General features: G+C 60.2%; 16 protein-coding genes and 1 tRNA gene. 7 read left to right on the top strand and 10 right to left on the bottom strand.

The genetic code is table 11. From position 1 onward, the window contains the following. Position 1 precedes the first annotated feature (1 nt). Positions 2-1,135 carry a Gfo/Idh/MocA family protein gene (locus tag ACR0IM_RS12645; protein ID WP_480596486.1) on the top strand — a complete coding sequence of 378 codons (1,134 nt, stop codon included), beginning with the start codon at positions 2-4 and terminating at the stop codon, positions 1,133-1,135. Here the strand turns inward: ACR0IM_RS12645 and ACR0IM_RS12640 are convergent, their stop codons facing one another. Then, positions 1,136-2,134 (bottom strand): LacI family DNA-binding transcriptional regulator, encoded by a 999-nt coding sequence (locus ACR0IM_RS12640; protein ID WP_480682129.1) that lies wholly within the window; start codon positions 2,132-2,134, stop codon positions 1,136-1,138. 144 nt (positions 2,135-2,278) lie between these two features. Then, a tRNA-Val gene (locus ACR0IM_RS12635) sits at positions 2,279-2,354 on the bottom strand. 219 nt (positions 2,355-2,573) lie between these two features. On the opposite strand from ACR0IM_RS12635, the gene modA reads away from it, so the two are divergent. The 4 genes from modA (at position 2,574) to ACR0IM_RS12615 (ending at position 5,631) form a co-directional block, all read left to right on the top strand. After that, on the top strand, positions 2,574-3,353 hold the full coding sequence (gene modA / locus ACR0IM_RS12630) for a molybdate ABC transporter substrate-binding protein (RefSeq protein ID WP_480682127.1): 780 nt from the start codon (positions 2,574-2,576) through the stop codon (positions 3,351-3,353). Positions 3,354-3,356: 3 nt separating this feature from the next. Beyond that, entirely contained in the window at positions 3,357-4,049 is a 693-nt protein-coding gene (modB, locus tag ACR0IM_RS12625; RefSeq protein ID WP_480641867.1) for a molybdate ABC transporter permease subunit, read from the top strand. After that, a complete protein-coding gene (gene modC / locus ACR0IM_RS12620) occupies positions 4,046-5,143 on the top strand; it encodes a molybdenum ABC transporter ATP-binding protein (RefSeq protein WP_480641868.1) in 1,098 nt (365 codons plus the stop codon). Before modB ends, modC begins: the two co-directional genes overlap by 4 nt. Before the next feature lie 80 nt (positions 5,144-5,223). Then, positions 5,224-5,631: a hypothetical protein gene (locus ACR0IM_RS12615; RefSeq protein WP_480641869.1), complete on the top strand. Its 408-nt coding sequence runs from the start codon at positions 5,224-5,226 to the stop codon at positions 5,629-5,631. A 6-nt stretch (positions 5,632-5,637) separates the two neighbouring features. On the opposite strand, the gene hemF is transcribed toward ACR0IM_RS12615, so the two are convergent. Genes hemF through clpS form a run of 4 tightly spaced genes read right to left on the bottom strand, consistent with a single transcriptional unit; the run spans position 5,638 to position 8,703 of the window. After that, positions 5,638-6,522 carry an oxygen-dependent coproporphyrinogen oxidase gene (gene hemF, locus ACR0IM_RS12610; RefSeq protein ID WP_480682126.1) on the bottom strand — a complete coding sequence of 295 codons (885 nt, stop codon included), beginning with the start codon at positions 6,520-6,522 and terminating at the stop codon, positions 5,638-5,640. Between the two features lie 5 nt (positions 6,523-6,527). Beyond that, positions 6,528-7,328: an SDR family NAD(P)-dependent oxidoreductase gene (locus ACR0IM_RS12605; protein ID WP_480596468.1), complete on the bottom strand. Its 801-nt coding sequence runs from the start codon at positions 7,326-7,328 to the stop codon at positions 6,528-6,530. Between the two features lie 37 nt (positions 7,329-7,365). After that, on the bottom strand, positions 7,366-8,331 hold the full coding sequence (locus tag ACR0IM_RS12600) for a class I SAM-dependent methyltransferase (protein WP_480682125.1): 966 nt from the start codon (positions 8,329-8,331) through the stop codon (positions 7,366-7,368). 27 nt (positions 8,332-8,358) lie between these two features. Next, positions 8,359-8,703, bottom strand: coding sequence for an ATP-dependent Clp protease adapter ClpS (clpS, locus tag ACR0IM_RS12595; protein ID WP_480596463.1), 345 nt, complete (start codon positions 8,701-8,703; stop codon positions 8,359-8,361). A gap of 93 nt (positions 8,704-8,796) precedes the next feature. Here clpS and ACR0IM_RS12590 point away from each other — a divergent pair, with 93 nt between their 5' ends. Next, on the top strand, positions 8,797-9,498 hold the full coding sequence (locus ACR0IM_RS12590) for an HAD family hydrolase (RefSeq protein ID WP_480682124.1): 702 nt from the start codon (positions 8,797-8,799) through the stop codon (positions 9,496-9,498). A 280-nt stretch (positions 9,499-9,778) separates the two neighbouring features. Next, positions 9,779-11,161 carry a D-alanyl-D-alanine carboxypeptidase family protein gene (locus ACR0IM_RS12585; protein ID WP_480682123.1) on the top strand — a complete coding sequence of 461 codons (1,383 nt, stop codon included), beginning with the start codon at positions 9,779-9,781 and terminating at the stop codon, positions 11,159-11,161. Between the two features lie 72 nt (positions 11,162-11,233). Here the strand turns inward: ACR0IM_RS12585 and ACR0IM_RS12580 are convergent, their stop codons facing one another. The 4 genes from ACR0IM_RS12580 to ACR0IM_RS12565 all read right to left on the bottom strand — a co-directional run bounded on the left by ACR0IM_RS12580 (position 11,234) and on the right by ACR0IM_RS12565 (position 15,154). Beyond that, positions 11,234-12,481 (bottom strand): hypothetical protein, encoded by a 1,248-nt coding sequence (locus ACR0IM_RS12580; RefSeq protein WP_480682122.1) that lies wholly within the window; start codon positions 12,479-12,481, stop codon positions 11,234-11,236. A gap of 151 nt (positions 12,482-12,632) precedes the next feature. Then, positions 12,633-13,394, bottom strand: coding sequence for a LamB/YcsF family protein (locus ACR0IM_RS12575; RefSeq protein ID WP_480596455.1), 762 nt, complete (start codon positions 13,392-13,394; stop codon positions 12,633-12,635). A gap of 12 nt (positions 13,395-13,406) precedes the next feature. Continuing rightward, positions 13,407-14,405, bottom strand: a complete 999-nt coding sequence (locus tag ACR0IM_RS12570) for a 5-oxoprolinase subunit C family protein (protein ID WP_480682121.1) — start codon at positions 14,403-14,405, stop codon at positions 13,407-13,409. After that, positions 14,402-15,154: a 5-oxoprolinase subunit B family protein gene (locus tag ACR0IM_RS12565; protein WP_480682119.1), complete on the bottom strand. Its 753-nt coding sequence runs from the start codon at positions 15,152-15,154 to the stop codon at positions 14,402-14,404. The genes ACR0IM_RS12570 and ACR0IM_RS12565 overlap by 4 nt, the downstream gene beginning before the upstream one ends. Positions 15,155-15,583 lie beyond the last annotated feature (429 nt).

Here is a 15,583-nt window from a genome sequence, read left to right as displayed (position 1 = left end):
CATGGCAAAGCTGAAATGGGGCATGATTGGTGGTGGCGAAGGAAGCCAGATTGGGCCTGCACACCGTCTGGGGGCTCAGGCGGACGGCATGTTCGAGTTCGCAGCCGGTGCGCTGGATCACCGCCCCGACGTAGGCCGGGAATATGCGCAGCGGCTGGGCGTGGCCGCCGACCGCGCCTATGGCGATTGGCAAGAGATGCTGGCTGGCGAAAAGGGCCGCGCCGACCGGATCGATCTGGTGACGATTGCCACGCCAAACTCCACCCATTTCGAGATCGCCAAAGCGTTCCTTGAGGCCGGGTTCAACGTACTGTGCGAAAAGCCGATGACCATGACCGTGGAAGAGGGTGAGGAGATTGTCCGCGTGACCGAGGCGTCGGGCAAGATCTGTGCGGTGAATTACTGCTATTCCGCCTATCCGATGGTGCGGCAGGCCCGTGCGATGGTGCGGGCAGGCGACATTGGCAAGGTGCGTCTGGTCGTCACCAATTTCAGTCACGGCCACCATGGCGATGCCACCGATGCCGACAACCCGCGTGTGCGCTGGCGCTATGATCCAGCGATGGCGGGGGTTTCGGGGCAATTCGCTGATTGCGGCATCCACGCGCTGCACATGGCCAGCTTCATCTGCGATGATGAGGTGAAGACACTGTCCGCCGACATGGCTTCGACCATTTCCAGCCGCGAACTGGAAGACGACGCAATGATCAACTTCCGGATGGAGGGTGGCGCTGTCGGCCGCCTATGGACCTCATCCGTGGCCATCGGGCGGCAACACGGGTTCGACATTCAGGTGTTCGGTGAAACCGGCGGTCTGCGCTGGACTTCGGAACAACCCAACCAATTGATCTATACCCCTGTCGGCGGGCGCACCCAGATCATCGAAAAGGGTGAGGGCGGCCTGCATGATGAAGCGCAGCGCCTGTCCCGCGTGGCCATCGCGCATCCCGAAGGGTTTCCGCTGGCGGTCGCCAATATCTATTGCGACCTGGCCGATGCGATCCGGGGCGAGACCCGCGACGGCCTGCCGGGCGCGTCAGACGGGGTTCGCTCGATTGCCGCTGTGCACGCGGCCGTGGCATCGGGCAAAGAGGACGGCGCCTGGAAAGACGCGCGCCCGCCGATGTTCCAGTGATCAGGGGCGGGGCCGCAGCGTGCCCCGCTCAATCACCCGGCAAGGGAAAATCCGCGCCTCGGGGTAGCGTTTGGGGTCCTTCAGCATTTCCTCGACCAGATCCACGGACGAGGTGATGATCTGCTTGATCGGCTGGTGAATTGTAGTGAGGTCTACGCTCTCCCACCGCGACATTTCCATGTCGTTGAGGCCGATGATACCGATATCCGTGCCCGGTTTCACCCCGTGGTCCCGCAGGGCCGACAGGGCGCCGATGGACAGGATGTCGTCTCCGCAGAAATAGCCTTCGGCGGGGGCGCCAGCCAGCAATCTCAGCATCTCGGCACGCCCTGCGTCAAAGGAATAGGCCCCAGCGAAGGAATGCGACACCTCAATGTCGGGGCGTTTTTCTAACTCCTCCATGAAGCCGCGATACCGGTCCATGGCCGATGTTGCATCCTTCGGCCCGCCCAGATATCCCACGCGCCGGTAGCCGCGCGCCAGAAGTTCACGCGCTGCCATCCGCCCGCATTCCACGTTGTCGATTCCCACGACGTGCACCTCGGGCGAAGTGGCCGAGCGGCCGAATGTATGCACCACCGGAACACCCGCGTCATGAAACGCCTTGGCAAAGCTGGGTGGCAAAGTCGATGAGGCGACGATGGCGGCATCTACCGAGTATTGCCGCAACATTCGCACCGAATTGGCCGGTTCGGTCTCGTCCGTCAGATTCACGATCAGCGGCCGCAGCCCACGTTCCTGCAGGGCGCGGGTGAACTGGTCGAATACCTCAAGGAAGATCGGGTTGTGGAAGTTGTTGGAGATCAACCCGATCAGCTTGGTCCGTCCCGTGGTCAGCGACGACGCCAGCGCGTTGGGACTGTAGCCCAGTTCCTTGGCGGCTTTTTCAACCTTGCTGCGGGTCTTGGCCGACACCGAAGCGCCCTCGGTAAAGGTGCGTGAAACGGCCGAGCGGGACACGCCGGCCAATGCGGCGACATCTTTGAGGGTGACACTCATGACTGGCGCCCGCGGAACTGGGGAAGGCTAACAAGCGAATTCATGATGAAATACTACGCGCCAACGGTCAAAACTTGCAATCGGTTGCAAAGATCAGGTGCGAATTTCGCTGGGTCCGTGGTATTTGCGCGATTTAAACAGGAATGGTGGGTGATGAGAGACTCGAACTCCCGACATCTTCGGTGTAAACGAAGCGCTCTACCAACTGAGCTAATCACCCGTGACGGTGCATGTAGCCAAGCCTGCGCGCGGGCGCAAGAGGGTCTTGCACAATTTATTTGATGTACGGCCCGGTCAGGCGAGTTCCTTTGATATTGCTCCACGTTTATTTTGTTCATTTTCGGCAGGCTGCGCCCTCGGTCCTGGGAAAGGCGCTTGCGTGCCATATGCGCCCTCAGATATTCCCGAAGGAACTGAAACTTTCCAGACGGGAGAGCACATGATCCTTTCCCTTGCCCGCCGATGTGCAATCGCAGCCTTGGTGTTGGGCACATTGACGCTGGCCCCGATACGGGCCGGAGCGGCGGAGGTTTTGGTTTTTGCCGCCGCCAGCCTGAAAAATGCCTTGGACGAGATCGCGCTGGTTTTCGAACAGCAAACCGGGCATGAGGTCACGGTGTCCTATGCAGCCTCGTCCGTATTGGCGCGGCAGATTCAACTGGGCGCACCTGCGCATCTGTTCATTTCGGCGAATGTGGATTGGATGGATGTTCTGCAGAACCAGGAATTGATCGACGCGGACTCGCGGGTGGATTTGCTGGGTAATGGGTTGGTTCTGATTGGCGGTGCAGGTCAGGATCAGATCGGCCGGATGCAGCCGGATGTCGATCTACCTGCGAGGCTTGGGAACGGGCATCTGGCGATGGCGCTGGTCGATGCGGTGCCAGCGGGAATTTACGGCAAGGCGGCGCTGCAGAACCTGGGGTTGTGGGAGGATGTGCAGACCCGGATCGCACAGACCGACAACGTTCGCGCGGCGCTCGCGCTGGTTGCGTCAGGGGCCGCGCCGTTGGGGATTGTCTACCAGTCGGATGCGCAAGTCGAAGACCGGGTTCAGGTTGTGGCCTCGTTCCCGCCCGATCTGCACCCGCCGGTTATCTATCCGGCAGCGGTGACCGCGTCTGGCACAACCGCAGCTCGGGCGTTTCTGGATCACCTGCAATCGGACGCCGCCCAGGAAGTTTTCATCACACAGGGCTTTGCCCTACCGGATCGCTGACACATGGGGTGGTTGGGGCCAGCAGAGCTTGAAGCGCTCAGACTGTCATTGCGCGTTTCCTTTTGGGCTACGCTGGTGACCTTGCCGTTTGGCATTTTTGTGGCCTACGCGCTGGCGCGCTGGCGGTTTCCCGGCCGTCAGTTGCTGAACGGGTTGGTGCATCTGCCACTGATCCTGCCACCGGTGGTGACCGGATATCTGCTATTGCTGACCTTCGGCATCCAGGGGCCGTTGGGCAAGCTGCTGGCCGAGTTTGGCATCGTCGTGGCCTTTCGCTGGACCGGCGCGGCGCTGGCCGCAGGGATCATGGCCTTTCCGTTGATGGTGCGGGCCATCCGACTGTCGATCGAGGCGGTGGACCCCAAGTTGGAGCAGGCTGGGGCGACACTGGGCGCGTCGCGCCCCTTCGTCTTTGCCACAGTCACCCTGCCAATGATTCTGCCCGGTGTGATCGCTGGTGCCATTCTTGCCTTTGCCAAAGCGATGGGAGAGTTCGGGGCCACGATAACCTTTGTTTCCAACATCCCCGGCCAGACCCAAACCCTGCCGTCGGCAGTCTATGCCTTTTTGCAAGTGCCGGGGGGCGAGGGCGCGGCGACGCGGCTGGTGGTGGTGTCGATCATCATCGCCATGGGGGCGTTGCTACTGTCGGAATATGTCGGTCGTCGCGCCGCTGCCCGGGTGTCCGGGTCATGAGTCTGTCTGTCCGCCTGCAGCACGATCTGCCCGACCTAACGCTGGATCTCAGCTTTGACGCGCCCTCGGGCGTGACCGTTCTGTTTGGGCGCTCCGGGTCGGGCAAGACCACAGTGGTCAACGCCGTGGCCGGTTTGCTGCGTCCCAAGGCCGGGCGGATCGCTGTAGACGGGTGGGAGCTTTTCGATACCGAGCAGAACCTCTGGCTGCCGCCGCACCGCAGGCGGTTGGGTTATATCTTTCAGGAAGGCCGTCTGTTCCCGCATCTGACCGTGCGGCAGAACCTGTCCTATGGCCGCTGGTTTGCGCCGAAACGAGCGCGCCGCGAGGACCCGGACAAAGTGATCGAGATGCTGGGCATAGGACATTTGCTGGACCGACGTCCTGCGGGCCTGTCAGGCGGGGAAAAGCAGCGCGTGGCGATTGGACGAGCATTGCTGGCCAGTCCACGGCTGATCCTGGCCGATGAACCTCTGGCCGCGTTGGACGACGAACGCAAGGCTGAGATCCTGCCTTATTTCGAACGGCTGCGGGATGAGGTCTCGGTGCCGATTCTCTATGTCACACATTCCGCGGCCGAGGTCGCGCGGCTGGCGACTTCCGTGGTTGCGCTTCAGGACGGCAAGGCGGTGCGACACGGCCCGGCGTCCGAGGTGATGGCCGATCCGTCGATCGCCCCGGCCGGGGTACGTGCTGTGGGCGCGGTGCTTAAGGTTCGGGTTCGGGACCATCACGCCGACGGGCTGACTGAATTGGATGCTGGCGGCGCGCGCCTGTTCCTGCCGCGCATTCCGCATCAGGTGGGGGAAGAACTGCGCATCCGTATTCCGGCTCAGGAGGTGATCCTGTCCAGCAAGCGGCCCGAGGGACTCTCGGCCTTGAACATGCTGGCAGGAACAGTCGATACGATCCGCGCGGGTGAAGGGCCGGGAGCCATTGTGTCGGTCCAAACCCCGGCAGGACCGGTACTGGCCCGCGTCACCCGCCGCTCGGTCGAGGCGCTGGGGCTGGAGCCCGGCAAGCCCTGCTATGCGGTGATCAAGACGGTTGCCCTGGCGCCGCAGGATGTTGGCGGTCGGCTGAGCGCCCGATGAGCCCGGGCTTTACTCACAAGCCGTGCCTCCTATGATTTATGGTAATGTCCGAATGTGTTTCAGGCCAAGGATTTGTTGCTATGCGGTTTTTCAGAGTTTCAGGCGCAGTTGTTCTTCTTTTGCTGCCAACACTGGCGCAAGCCGTCGGAGTTGGCTTTGCAATCAGGCCCGGATATCGCGCAACGGTCACGCAGTTGGACAATGGTAATTACCAGGTGGCCACCCATGGCTCGTCAGCGGCAATCGCCTATTGGTGCGGTATTGGAGATTTCGCCATCCGCACCCTCGGCCTGCCGACGACCCAGCGCATTTACGTCGCCAAAGCCTATGACAAGCAGACGCGTACAGTGCAGTTTTCGCTGGCGCCGCCCGAAGGCGGCGACACCTCGAAAAGCTATTCTATCACGGTCAGCCGCGTGGGTGAGAATATGTCGGCATCCGGAGCACAGAGCCATTGCTTTGACAACATCATGGATTTCGACTTCTGACCAAAATCAGACCCACTTGGCCAATGGGGGCAGGCTCATCAGCACTGCGTCCGGGTCGTGGCCGGTTTCCAGCCCAAACTTGGTGCCCCGGTCGTAAACCAGATTGTATTCGGCATAGAGGCCGCGATGCACCAGTTGGGTGTTTTTATCGTCATCGTCAAAGCCCTGCACGCGGCGCTTTTCGACCAGAGGCAGGAAGGCAGGTAAAAAGGCCCGGCCAATATCCTGTGTCAGCGCAAAATCTGCCGCCCAGTCACCGGTGCAGTAGTCATCCATGAAGATGCCGCCCACGCCTCGGGCGCGTTTCCGGTGTGGGATATAGAAGTATTCGTCCGCCCATTCCTTGAGGCGCGGATAGTGCCCCGGTCCGTGCGGGTCCAGGTGCGCCTTCTGCGTGGCGTGGAAATGAACGGTGTCTTCATCATATTCGATACAGGGGTTCAGGTCCGATCCGCCTCCGAACCACCATGCGTGTGGCGTCCAGAACATACGGGTATTCATATGCACGGCCGGGACATGCGGGTTCTGCATGTGTGCGACCAGCGAAATGCCAGAGGCCCAGAAACGTGGATCATCGACCATGCCGGGAATGCCCTTGCGGGCGGCCATGGCTTGCTGCGCCCGCTCACCCAGCGTGCCGTAGACGGTCGAGATGTTGACGCCAACCTTTTCGAAAACGCGGCCACCGCGCATCACAGACATCAACCCGCCACCCGCGTCCGAACCGTCCTCGGATTGGCGTGTGGTTTCCTTGACCTCGAACCGGCCGGGCTTCTCATCCGAGAATGGCCCGCTGTCGTGACTGTCTTCCAGGGCTTCGAATGCGGTGACGATCCGGTCGCGCAAATCGCGGAACCAAGCAGAGGCGGTTGATTTTTCAGTGTCGAACATGGGGATTAGTGGGCCGGGGCTGCGACGGGATCCAGCAGGGTGCGGCCGCCGTCAATGGTCAGGATTTGCCCGGTGATGAACCCGGCGGCGTCCGAGGCAAGAAACTGTGCCGTCTCGGTCAACTCGGTAGGCGCGGCGATCCGGGCCAGAGGGGTGTGTTTCTCGATGTCGTCGCGGAAGTCGCGGTTCTCTTTCAGGGTGGATTGCAGCGAGGCACTCATCACCGAGCCCAGAGCGATCGAGTTCACCCGGATACGGTTCGGGGCCAGCGCCACTGCCAGTGAGCGGGTCAACTGGTCCAGTGCGGCAGTCGACACGGAATAGGCCATCAGATCAGGGTGCGTGCGCCGGGCGGCAATCGAGGACAGGTTGATGATCGACCTGGCCGGGTTTTCGTCCTCGTCATCGGCTTGTTTGATCATCCGTTTGGCGACTAGCTGGCTCAGCCGCAGGGCAGGCATCAGGTTCTGGTTTAGCAGGGTACGCACCGAGTCATCTTCGGTATCCAGCGGATCGGAGGGGATCACCTGCCGCGCGCCGTTGATCAGAATGTCCACCTGATCGAACGCGTCGATGGTGGCGGACAGAAGGTTGGCGATGGTCAGCTTTTCCCGCAGGTCCCCGGCGAAGAAACGGATATTACTGTCGTCGGCCTGTTCCCCCAGCTCCTCGGTCAGCCGTTTCTCGTCCATGTCGGCAAACATCACATTGGCACCTGCATCAGCAAAGTGACGCCCGATGGCCAGACCGACGCCGTTGGCCCCGCCGGTCACGATTGCAGTTTTGCCAGCTATGGAAAAGGACATGCGTAAACTCCTGAGTTGCGGCGCAGGTTAGCCGGGATCACCGCCGAGGGCGAGAGGCATGAAAGACCTTGAACCGATTGTCGCCGGTTACTTCTTCGACATGGATAAAAACGTCGGTCAGAGTGGTTTCATAGGGCAGGTGACGGTTGGCAACCATCCACAGTGCACCGGTGCGGGTCAGGTTCCTGGCGGACGACCGGATGAAGCCTTGCCCCAGCTCCGGTTCGGCGCTGCGGCCGGTGTGGAACGGCGGGTTCATCACCACTGCGTCGATGGGTTCGGGTGCAAGCCAGGTCACCGCATCGGCCCAGTGAAACTGCGCGCGCGGGTCAGCTACATTGGTGCGGGCGCAGGTAAGCGCGGTGTGGTCGGCCTCGACCAGATGCAGGGCCTTCAGGCCCGGAGCCTGCAGAAGCCCGGCGGACATATATCCCCAACCCGCACCAAGGTCAGCGACCCGAGCGCCCGGCTTTTCGGGCAGCGCCGCCCGCAACAGGGCCGAAGCCGGATCGATGCCGTCCGCCGAGAACACCCCCGGCGCGGTCTGAAAGCCGTCTGCGGTCTGATGCTCGGGCGCGGCCCAATCCGCAAAAGTCTGGCGATCCGTCCGGAACCAGAAAATCTTGCCATGGGCCTTGGAGATCGGCCCCTCGACCGCGACGCGTTTTCGGATGTCTTTCAGCAGGCTGTCCACGCCATCTGTCTTGGCACCATCCACAACGACGACTCCTGTGGCGCGACAGCACGCCTGATACACCATCGAGCGGGCCAGCGCCTTGGCACGGGGCAGGATCACAATGGCGTCCCGACAGGGCTCATCCGTTTCAGGGGTGACCGAGAACCCCTGGTTGGCAAAGTGATCATGAAACGGCTTGAACGGCTGCACCACCCGCGTCTCGCGGGGCAAGGCAGACAGGTCACTGCTTGCGGTTGGTCCAAGCACCGTCAGCGGTTGCGACAGCGAAAGGCCGCTATGCAGGGCGAGATCGAGACGAGGAGACATGAACGACTTCGAAAGAGCAGCGCGGGCTTACTCTTCCCGCTCCATGGTGCATTGCAGAGGGTGCTGATGCCGACGGGCAAAATCCATGACCTGACCTACTTTAGTTTCGGCGATCTCGTGGCTGAACACACCCACGACCGCGACGCCTTTTTTGTGGACAGTCAGCATGATCTCGAACGCTTGTGCGTGGGTCATGCTGAAGAAGCGCTCCAGTACATGCACCACGAACTCCATTGGGGTGTAGTCGTCATTCAGCAGCAGAACCTTGTACAGTGGCGGGCGCTTGGTCTTTGGGCGCGTCTGCACCAGGACTGACGAGTCTGGGTCGTCGTCGTCCGGTTTGTCAGACATGATCCATTGGTGTTCAAGCATTGCGTTCTACTGTCCGATTCAGGCTTCGGTTTATCTGTGCGCTTATATAACGTCGTACTGGCCAGAGAAAAGAGCCAGCAGGACGTATTCGACATGGGTCAAAACCTTACCACAATCGGCTTCGATGCGGATGATACTTTGTGGCACAACGAGCGTTTTTTTCAGCTCACACAGGCTCATTTCACCGATTTGCTGGCCGATCATGCCGAGAAGGATCATCTGTTGGAGCGCCTGCTGGCGGCTGAAAAGCGCAACATCCGTCACTACGGGTACGGAATCAAAGGCTTTACCCTGTCGATGATCGAAACCGCGATCGAGGTGACGAATGACCGGGTTCCGGCCTCGGTCATCCGCCAACTGGTCGAAGCCGGGCAAGAGATGCTGGCCCATCCGATCGAGTTGCTGCCCCATGCACGTGAAGCGATCGAGGGCGCGGCGGCGACTCATCAGGTGGTGCTGATCACCAAGGGCGACCTGATCGACCAGGAGCGGAAACTGGCGCAGTCCGGATTGGGAGAGCTGTTCGACGGGGTTGAAATCGTCTCTGAGAAGACACCACAGACCTATCAGCAGATTTTTAGCCAGTACGAGGGCGGACCTGCGTCGGCCATGATGGTCGGCAATTCAATGCGATCTGATGTGGTGGCCCCGATTCAGGCTGGATGCTGGGGTGTGTATGTGCCGTACGGGCTGGTCTGGGAGGTCGAGCAGGCCGAAACGCCAGCCGAGAACCCCCGGTACCGCGAGTTGCAGGACCTGGGCCAGCTCTCGGACCTTGTTCAGCGGCTCGGCTGATGTTGCCGAATGGTCTCAGTTTCGAAAATTCGACGCAGAGCGGCGGCATTTTCCGGTCACATTCATGGATGTGGTGGGGCAGGGGACGTGCATGGCCATATGTTGTATGTCATGCAAAGGGTAACCAAACAGCGATTTGATGAGCTTTTGGTTTATTTCATTGGGTCCCTGTGTTAGCCTTTAAAGCAATAAAATAATTACAAGCTGACCGGGAAAACCCGGCGGCCCGAGGTAGACAGAGGCAAAGATCGTGCAGGTTCGGCGGACAGTTCCGGCCCGAATGGGCTTATTCCTTATAGCATTCTTGTGGCTGCTCTCCTTTGCGCCGTTGCAAGGGGTGGCCGCGCCCTATGCGGCAATGGTGATTGATGCACGAACCGGAGAGGTGCTGCACTCGCGCAACGCCGACACACGATTGCATCCGGCTTCGCTGACCAAGATGATGACGCTCTACATCGCGTTCGAAGCGGTGCGGAACGGGGAAATCACGCTGGACACACCGGTGCGTGTCACCACGAAAGCCGCGTCCGAGCCGCCATCGAAACTGGGTTTGCGCACAGGGCAGAAGATTGCCTTCCGCTATCTGATTCGCGCTGCCGCAGTGAAGTCGGCCAATGATGCCGCCACTGCCATCGGTATCGCCATCAGCGGGTCCGAAGCCGCCTTTGCCCGCCGCATGACCCGCACCGCCAAGGCCATGGGGATGAGCCGCACCACGTTCAAGAACGCGCATGGTTTGACAGAATCGGGTCACCTGTCCACCGCACGGGACATGACCACGCTGGGCCGTCACCTGCTGTATGATTACCCGCAGTACTACAACCTGTTCTCGCGGCAATCGACCAATGCCGGGATCAAGACCGTTCCGAACACGAACCGTCGCCTGCTGGCCGCCTATAAAGGCGCGGATGGGATCAAAACCGGTTACACCCGGGCTGCGGGCTTCAACCTTGTGGCTTCGGCCAAGCGCAAAGATGAACGGATCATCGCCACCGTGTTCGGCGGTAAATCCGGCGCATCGCGCAATGCCAAAGTGGCCGAGCTGCTGGACATGGGTTTCCGTCGCGCACCGTCGCGGGCACCGATCCGCAAACCGGCCCGTCCGGCCTATGCCGGGAATGTCGGGTTGGACGCGACTGTCGCGGCTCTGACAGGAGCACCGAAAACCAGCCTGCGGCCGGTTCTACGTCCGGGGCCAGGTGCCGCCGTACAGGTGGCTGGCACCGTTGCAGCGACCGCTGCCAAGAACGGTGCGCGCATTCAGGACGGTATCGCCGCAGCCATTGCGGCTGCGGATGTTCAGGCTGCAACCGACGACACAACGCGGCCAGCCGCACGTCCGGAAAAACTGGTTCTGGCATCGACCGACCCGAACGTGCAGCCCGAGCCCGAACAGGAAATTGTGACCCGGCTGTCTACATCCGGCGGGCATTTGTGGGGCGTCAATGTGGGCCGCTATACCACCCGATACGAGGCGGAAAAGGTTTTGCTGAAAACCGCCCTGTCGGAAATGACCACTCTGGAAGGAACCCTGCGCAAGGTGAACCAAAGCTCGCGCGGGTTCGAGGCGACATTTCAGGGCATGACCCGCGAACAGGCTGATCTGGCCTGCCGCAGGCTTCAGGCCCGGAATGTCACATGTTTCATGATCGGGCCGTCATAAGATCCGACATATACTCTCCTGAATGGGTCTGGCTGCGAGGATACTCGCAGCCTCTTTTTTTGTCAGAACGCCTTAGTCGAACACGTGGCCGTGCTGATATTGCTCATCCTGCCCGGCAGCTGCGGTCAGAGCGGCCACATTGTCCTTCGTAAAGAACCCGTCATAGTGATGGCAGCGCTCGATATACTCGGTGATCAGCAGAGTGTTTTTTGAGTGTTTCGAGAAAATCTGTTTCAGGTTAGGGTCGTCTTTGCATTCACCCACCACATGCGCCAGGAACGGCACGCCCTTGTCCTTGAGCGTATTGACAACGAAATCGACGTTCTTTTCCCCGGCGTTGTGATCACCATCCTGAATCTCAACCGCCATGTGATGCAGGCGGCGACCAAAATTGCGGACAAAATCCTCGGTCGGCATCGGCAACTGTTCAAAGGAATTGACGAAGGAAGGCGTGTTGTTCGCCGTGAAGACCTTGGCGGGTGACTTCTTGTCATCATCCACATTGGCATTCCGGTTCACGTTGGTCGAGGAATTCATGTCGAAGATGTTGTACGCCCCCCAGAAATAATAGGGCACCATTGTCAGGAACTCGAGGATCGCGTCCTCACGCTCACCGGCCAGAATGCGGGTGGCGAGGTGATCGATCCCCAGCATCAAAGGAGAGATTTTGCTGTCCGCCCCAAACGCGGCGGCCTGATCCAGTTGTGCCCGTTCCGCATCGCTCAGCAGCACGCGGTCCCCCAGCCCCAAACCGTCCGTGTCATTGAAGTCCAGCGTGGAATAACCCACCCGGTTGCAGGTAAAATCGGACGGGGTGGTGAAGCAATATCCATCCTGCGTGTAGAATGGGTTCTCGGTATCGCCTTTGTACTCAAAGCGGATGTTTTGATCTTCGAGCGTCTTGCTGAGCGTTTTCAGGTCGGTCGCACCATAGATTTCTCCGACGTATCGGGTTTGTGGTGTGTTGCGCGCCAGCGGGTACATCCGGTTGATGCGTGGGATGAAGTCCTCAAAGCTGGGGTTCAGCGGAGCCATCACGATCATGGCCGGGTAATCGGGATGCGAATGCAGGATTGAGAACTTGTGGGTCTGCCCCATATATGTGGCCGTGTGGCGATAGGGGGTCATCACATACAGCTCAATCAGCGTATCGAACAGCGCGGTGGTTTCCACCTGCAGGACTATTGCCCGCATCGGCCCAACCTGATCGGCCACACCCGAGCTGGTACGCCGTTCGTAGATCATCGGCAGGTACTCGTTGAAGAAGTCCGAGTTCTTCTTGTCCCCGCGGGGCTGATACGACATCAAATCGAAAGACATTGATAAACCTCCTTGCGCATACCCGGTGGCAGTCGGGCGTGGCCTTGCTTGGATTTCCAATAATCAGAACATGCACTTGCGGTCATGCTAGGGTCAGAAGTCCAAGCGGGCAACAGTAAGAAGGTGGGGCGATGGTCTTACGACCGCATGGTCATCGGGTGAATTTTGTCACCTCGACACCGCCTGCGATCAGGTTCTCGCGCACGGACCGAGCGATTTGCACTGCGGTAGGTCCATCGCCATGCAGGCAGATCGTATCGATCGAGGTTTCAAGCAGTTTGCCGGATTCGGTGATGATGGCGCCTTCGCGGACCATGTTCAGGATGCGCGGCCCGGCAAGCTCCGGGTCATGGATAACCGCGCCGGGCAGGCTGCGATCCACCAGAGTGCCGTCATCATTATAGGCGCGGTCGGCAAAAATCTCGCCGACCCATTTGCAGCCAATCTCACGCACAGCCTCTTCTTGTTTGGTGACGGCTAAAACCATGATGATGATATCCGGGTCCACGTCCAGCGCGCCCAGATAACAAGCCCGCGCCATGTCGATATCGACCGAGCACATATTGGCCAGCGCTCCGTGCAGTTTCAGGTGTCGGACTTTGGTGCCAACTGCCTTGGCCATCCCCATCGCCGCGCCCAGTTGATAACGCACCAGATTGCGCAAGCTGTCATGGGGCACCTTCATGTTGCGGCGACCAAACCCCTGCAGGTCGGGAAAGCCGGGATGCGCACCGATGCCCACTCCGTTCCGGGCCGCCAGAGTCATCGTCTTTGCCATCACATCCGGATCGCCCGCGTGAAAGCCGCAGGCTATATTGGCCGATGTGATGATCTTCAGCAGGCTGTCATCATCGCCCATTTTCCATGGGCCAAAGCTTTCTCCCATATCTGCATTCAGATCGACGCTGGGCATCGGCAACACTCCTTACTCCGTGGCAGAGACCATTCCGCCGATCAATTGGTAGGACAACAGATCCGGTATGTCATGTGGGTTAAGGACCAGAGGTTCGACCCGTGTCCGCAATCGTGACAGATCGGAAAGATAGGTTGCATGCAGGGCGACAGCTTCCTCCATCGTCACGAATTGGAACCGGACCTGCCCTCCCGAAGGGGTCTGCGCCGCACGGGGCAGGTCACAGGGCAGGACGGTGGCAATCCGGGGATAGCCTCCGGTGGTCTGACATTCAGGCAGAAGGATAAAGGGGTTGCCGGTGCCAGTCATCTGGATGTCACCGGGGGTGATCACCTCGGACAATATGTTCAGCTGACCTTGGGCAGCGAAACCCTCGCCATCGCTGTTTAGTTGCATACCCATCCGGTTCGCCCGTGCCCCGCGCCGAAACGCTGTCCGGGCAAAACGGTTCAGCGTGCTCTGCTCGAACAAGGGGGTTTGAAAGCTTGCAACTACACGCAGAGTGCCACCGGCGAACCGATCCTCCGGACGCAGCTTCATTCCAGCGCTGCCCGCATGCGGACCTGCCGGCAACATGTCACCCATCTGCACTGCGCGCCCGACCTTCGCGGTCAAATGGGCAGAGCGCGACCCCAGAAACTGGGGCGCATCAATCCCGCCTCCAACGTGCAGATAGCCATATGTTCCTTGTGTGACCGCACCGATGGTCAGCTTCTGCCCGGCCTGCAAGGCATAAGAGGCATTCCAGACGATCGGCGTGCCATCGATATTCGCCTGCATCGACGCACCGGACAGGGCAATGTTGACTGGCTCAGTGGCCTCGAACGATCCGCCCTTGCCTGCCATTTCCAATGCAGCGCTTTCTGGGCTTTGGCCCAACAGCGCTGCGCCTTCATGAAGGGCCAACTGATCCGCCGCGCCAGACCGTGACAGACCCTGATCCAGATATCCCGTGCGCCCCTGATCCTGCACTGTGCAGGCCGGTCCGATCTGATGCACAAGCAGACTCATGCCGGGATCTCCGTGCAGGACGCGCCGCCCGCGCTATCGCGGGTCGCGCGGATGGCCTCCAGTTCGTCCGGGCTAACCGGAATAAACTGCATCTCATCCCCGGGGCGCAGTGCAAAGCTCTGCTCGGCTTCGGGGCGGAAACACCGGAACGCGGTCTGACCTACATGCCGCCATCCGGTGGGGGTTGGCCCCGAAAACAGCACAAACTGGGAAATCGCCAGCACCAGGGCGCCCTCGGGTACCATCGGCGTCAGTTCCTTGAGGCGCGGAATGTTGAACTCCTGTCCCAGCGGGCCGAGATAGGGCTGACCAGGCGCGAAGCCTATGGTCAGCACGCGCACGCAGGTGTTGCCGAGGCGTTTGATGGCTTCGACGGATGACAGCCCCGCCGCGGCGGCGGCCTCATCCAGTTGCGGCGCAAGCTCGCCGCCATAAACGGTTGGCACCTTCCACAGACGACGCCCGGCCGGAAGCGATGCCTGATACCAATTCTGTCGCTCTAAAATCTGTTCCAGGCGCGCCTGAATTTCGGAGTGCGGCAATCGAATTGGATCAAACCGGATATAGGCCGAAGCAAGCGAGGCCGATGTCTCCGCCACACCATCCCAATTCAGAGAGTCGACAGCGTTGCGGAACGCGAGGGCGGCACGATTGGAGGGTTCCGAAATCGTATCTCCAAACGAAATCAGCACACCGTCCAGACCAACTGTTCGGATGCGTGGGAAAGGGGCTACCTGCTTGGGTGTCATCTCATAATGCGTTCGAACGTTTCTTTGCGGCGAGGTGATCTTATCCCGGGCCAATGCGCAAGCCCCGGGCTTGGACCCGAGCGGCTTTCTAAGTCTAAAATGCGAGTCGAGTCGGGAAAACTGGCCGAATTTTGGGCAACCGAGTCGGGCTGGCCTTGTGGGTGCGGAAGGCGGACTCACTATATATAGAGTGGGCGTGGACGCGGCCGGGTCATGGCTTTGTGGTGGATCACCGGCTTTGGGGTGTGTTGGCAGAGATCGCCCTGCCGGAGGTGCTCATAAATTATTGAAAATAAATAAAAAATAGTAAAATGGCAAAAAAATTGCGCAGGATGTGATTTTCTGCTTGCGGCTAGTGCTGGTTATACTTAGAACCCCCTTCACCGGCGCTGCTGAGGCGCTTGGGACGCACCGGTGAGACGGTGGGAC

This window comes from Ruegeria sp. BF6 (assembly GCF_056538665.1).
This window is presented reverse-complemented; position numbering and strand designations above follow the sequence as displayed.

Excerpts from the sequence above, each read along its gene's own strand:
- modB (WP_480641867.1), top strand. The coding sequence starts at position 3,357 with ATGGGGTGGTTGGGGCCAGCAGAGCTTGAAGCGCTCAGACTGTCATTG.
- ACR0IM_RS12615 (WP_480641869.1), top strand. The coding sequence starts at position 5,224 with ATGCGGTTTTTCAGAGTTTCAGGCGCAGTTGTTCTTCTTTTGCTGCCA.
- ACR0IM_RS12580 (WP_480682122.1), bottom strand. The coding sequence starts at position 12,481 with ATGTCTTTCGATTTGATGTCGTATCAGCCCCGCGGGGACAAGAAGAAC.
- ACR0IM_RS12585 (WP_480682123.1), top strand. The coding sequence starts at position 9,779 with ATGGGCTTATTCCTTATAGCATTCTTGTGGCTGCTCTCCTTTGCGCCG.
- ACR0IM_RS12575 (WP_480596455.1), bottom strand. The coding sequence starts at position 13,394 with ATGCCCAGCGTCGATCTGAATGCAGATATGGGAGAAAGCTTTGGCCCA.
- hemF (WP_480682126.1), bottom strand. The coding sequence starts at position 6,522 with ATGTTCGACACTGAAAAATCAACCGCCTCTGCTTGGTTCCGCGATTTG.
- ACR0IM_RS12640 (WP_480682129.1), bottom strand. The coding sequence starts at position 2,134 with ATGAGTGTCACCCTCAAAGATGTCGCCGCATTGGCCGGCGTGTCCCGC.
- ACR0IM_RS12600 (WP_480682125.1), bottom strand. The coding sequence starts at position 8,331 with ATGTCTCCTCGTCTCGATCTCGCCCTGCATAGCGGCCTTTCGCTGTCG.
- ACR0IM_RS12605 (WP_480596468.1), bottom strand. The coding sequence starts at position 7,328 with ATGTCCTTTTCCATAGCTGGCAAAACTGCAATCGTGACCGGCGGGGCC.
- ACR0IM_RS12590 (WP_480682124.1), top strand. The coding sequence starts at position 8,797 with ATGGGTCAAAACCTTACCACAATCGGCTTCGATGCGGATGATACTTTG.
- ACR0IM_RS12645 (WP_480596486.1), top strand. The coding sequence starts at position 2 with ATGGCAAAGCTGAAATGGGGCATGATTGGTGGTGGCGAAGGAAGCCAG.
- ACR0IM_RS12565 (WP_480682119.1), bottom strand. The coding sequence starts at position 15,154 with ATGACACCCAAGCAGGTAGCCCCTTTCCCACGCATCCGAACAGTTGGT.
- modA (WP_480682127.1), top strand. The coding sequence starts at position 2,574 with ATGATCCTTTCCCTTGCCCGCCGATGTGCAATCGCAGCCTTGGTGTTG.
- modC (WP_480641868.1), top strand. The coding sequence starts at position 4,046 with ATGAGTCTGTCTGTCCGCCTGCAGCACGATCTGCCCGACCTAACGCTG.
- clpS (WP_480596463.1), bottom strand. The coding sequence starts at position 8,703 with ATGCTTGAACACCAATGGATCATGTCTGACAAACCGGACGACGACGAC.
- ACR0IM_RS12570 (WP_480682121.1), bottom strand. The coding sequence starts at position 14,405 with ATGAGTCTGCTTGTGCATCAGATCGGACCGGCCTGCACAGTGCAGGAT.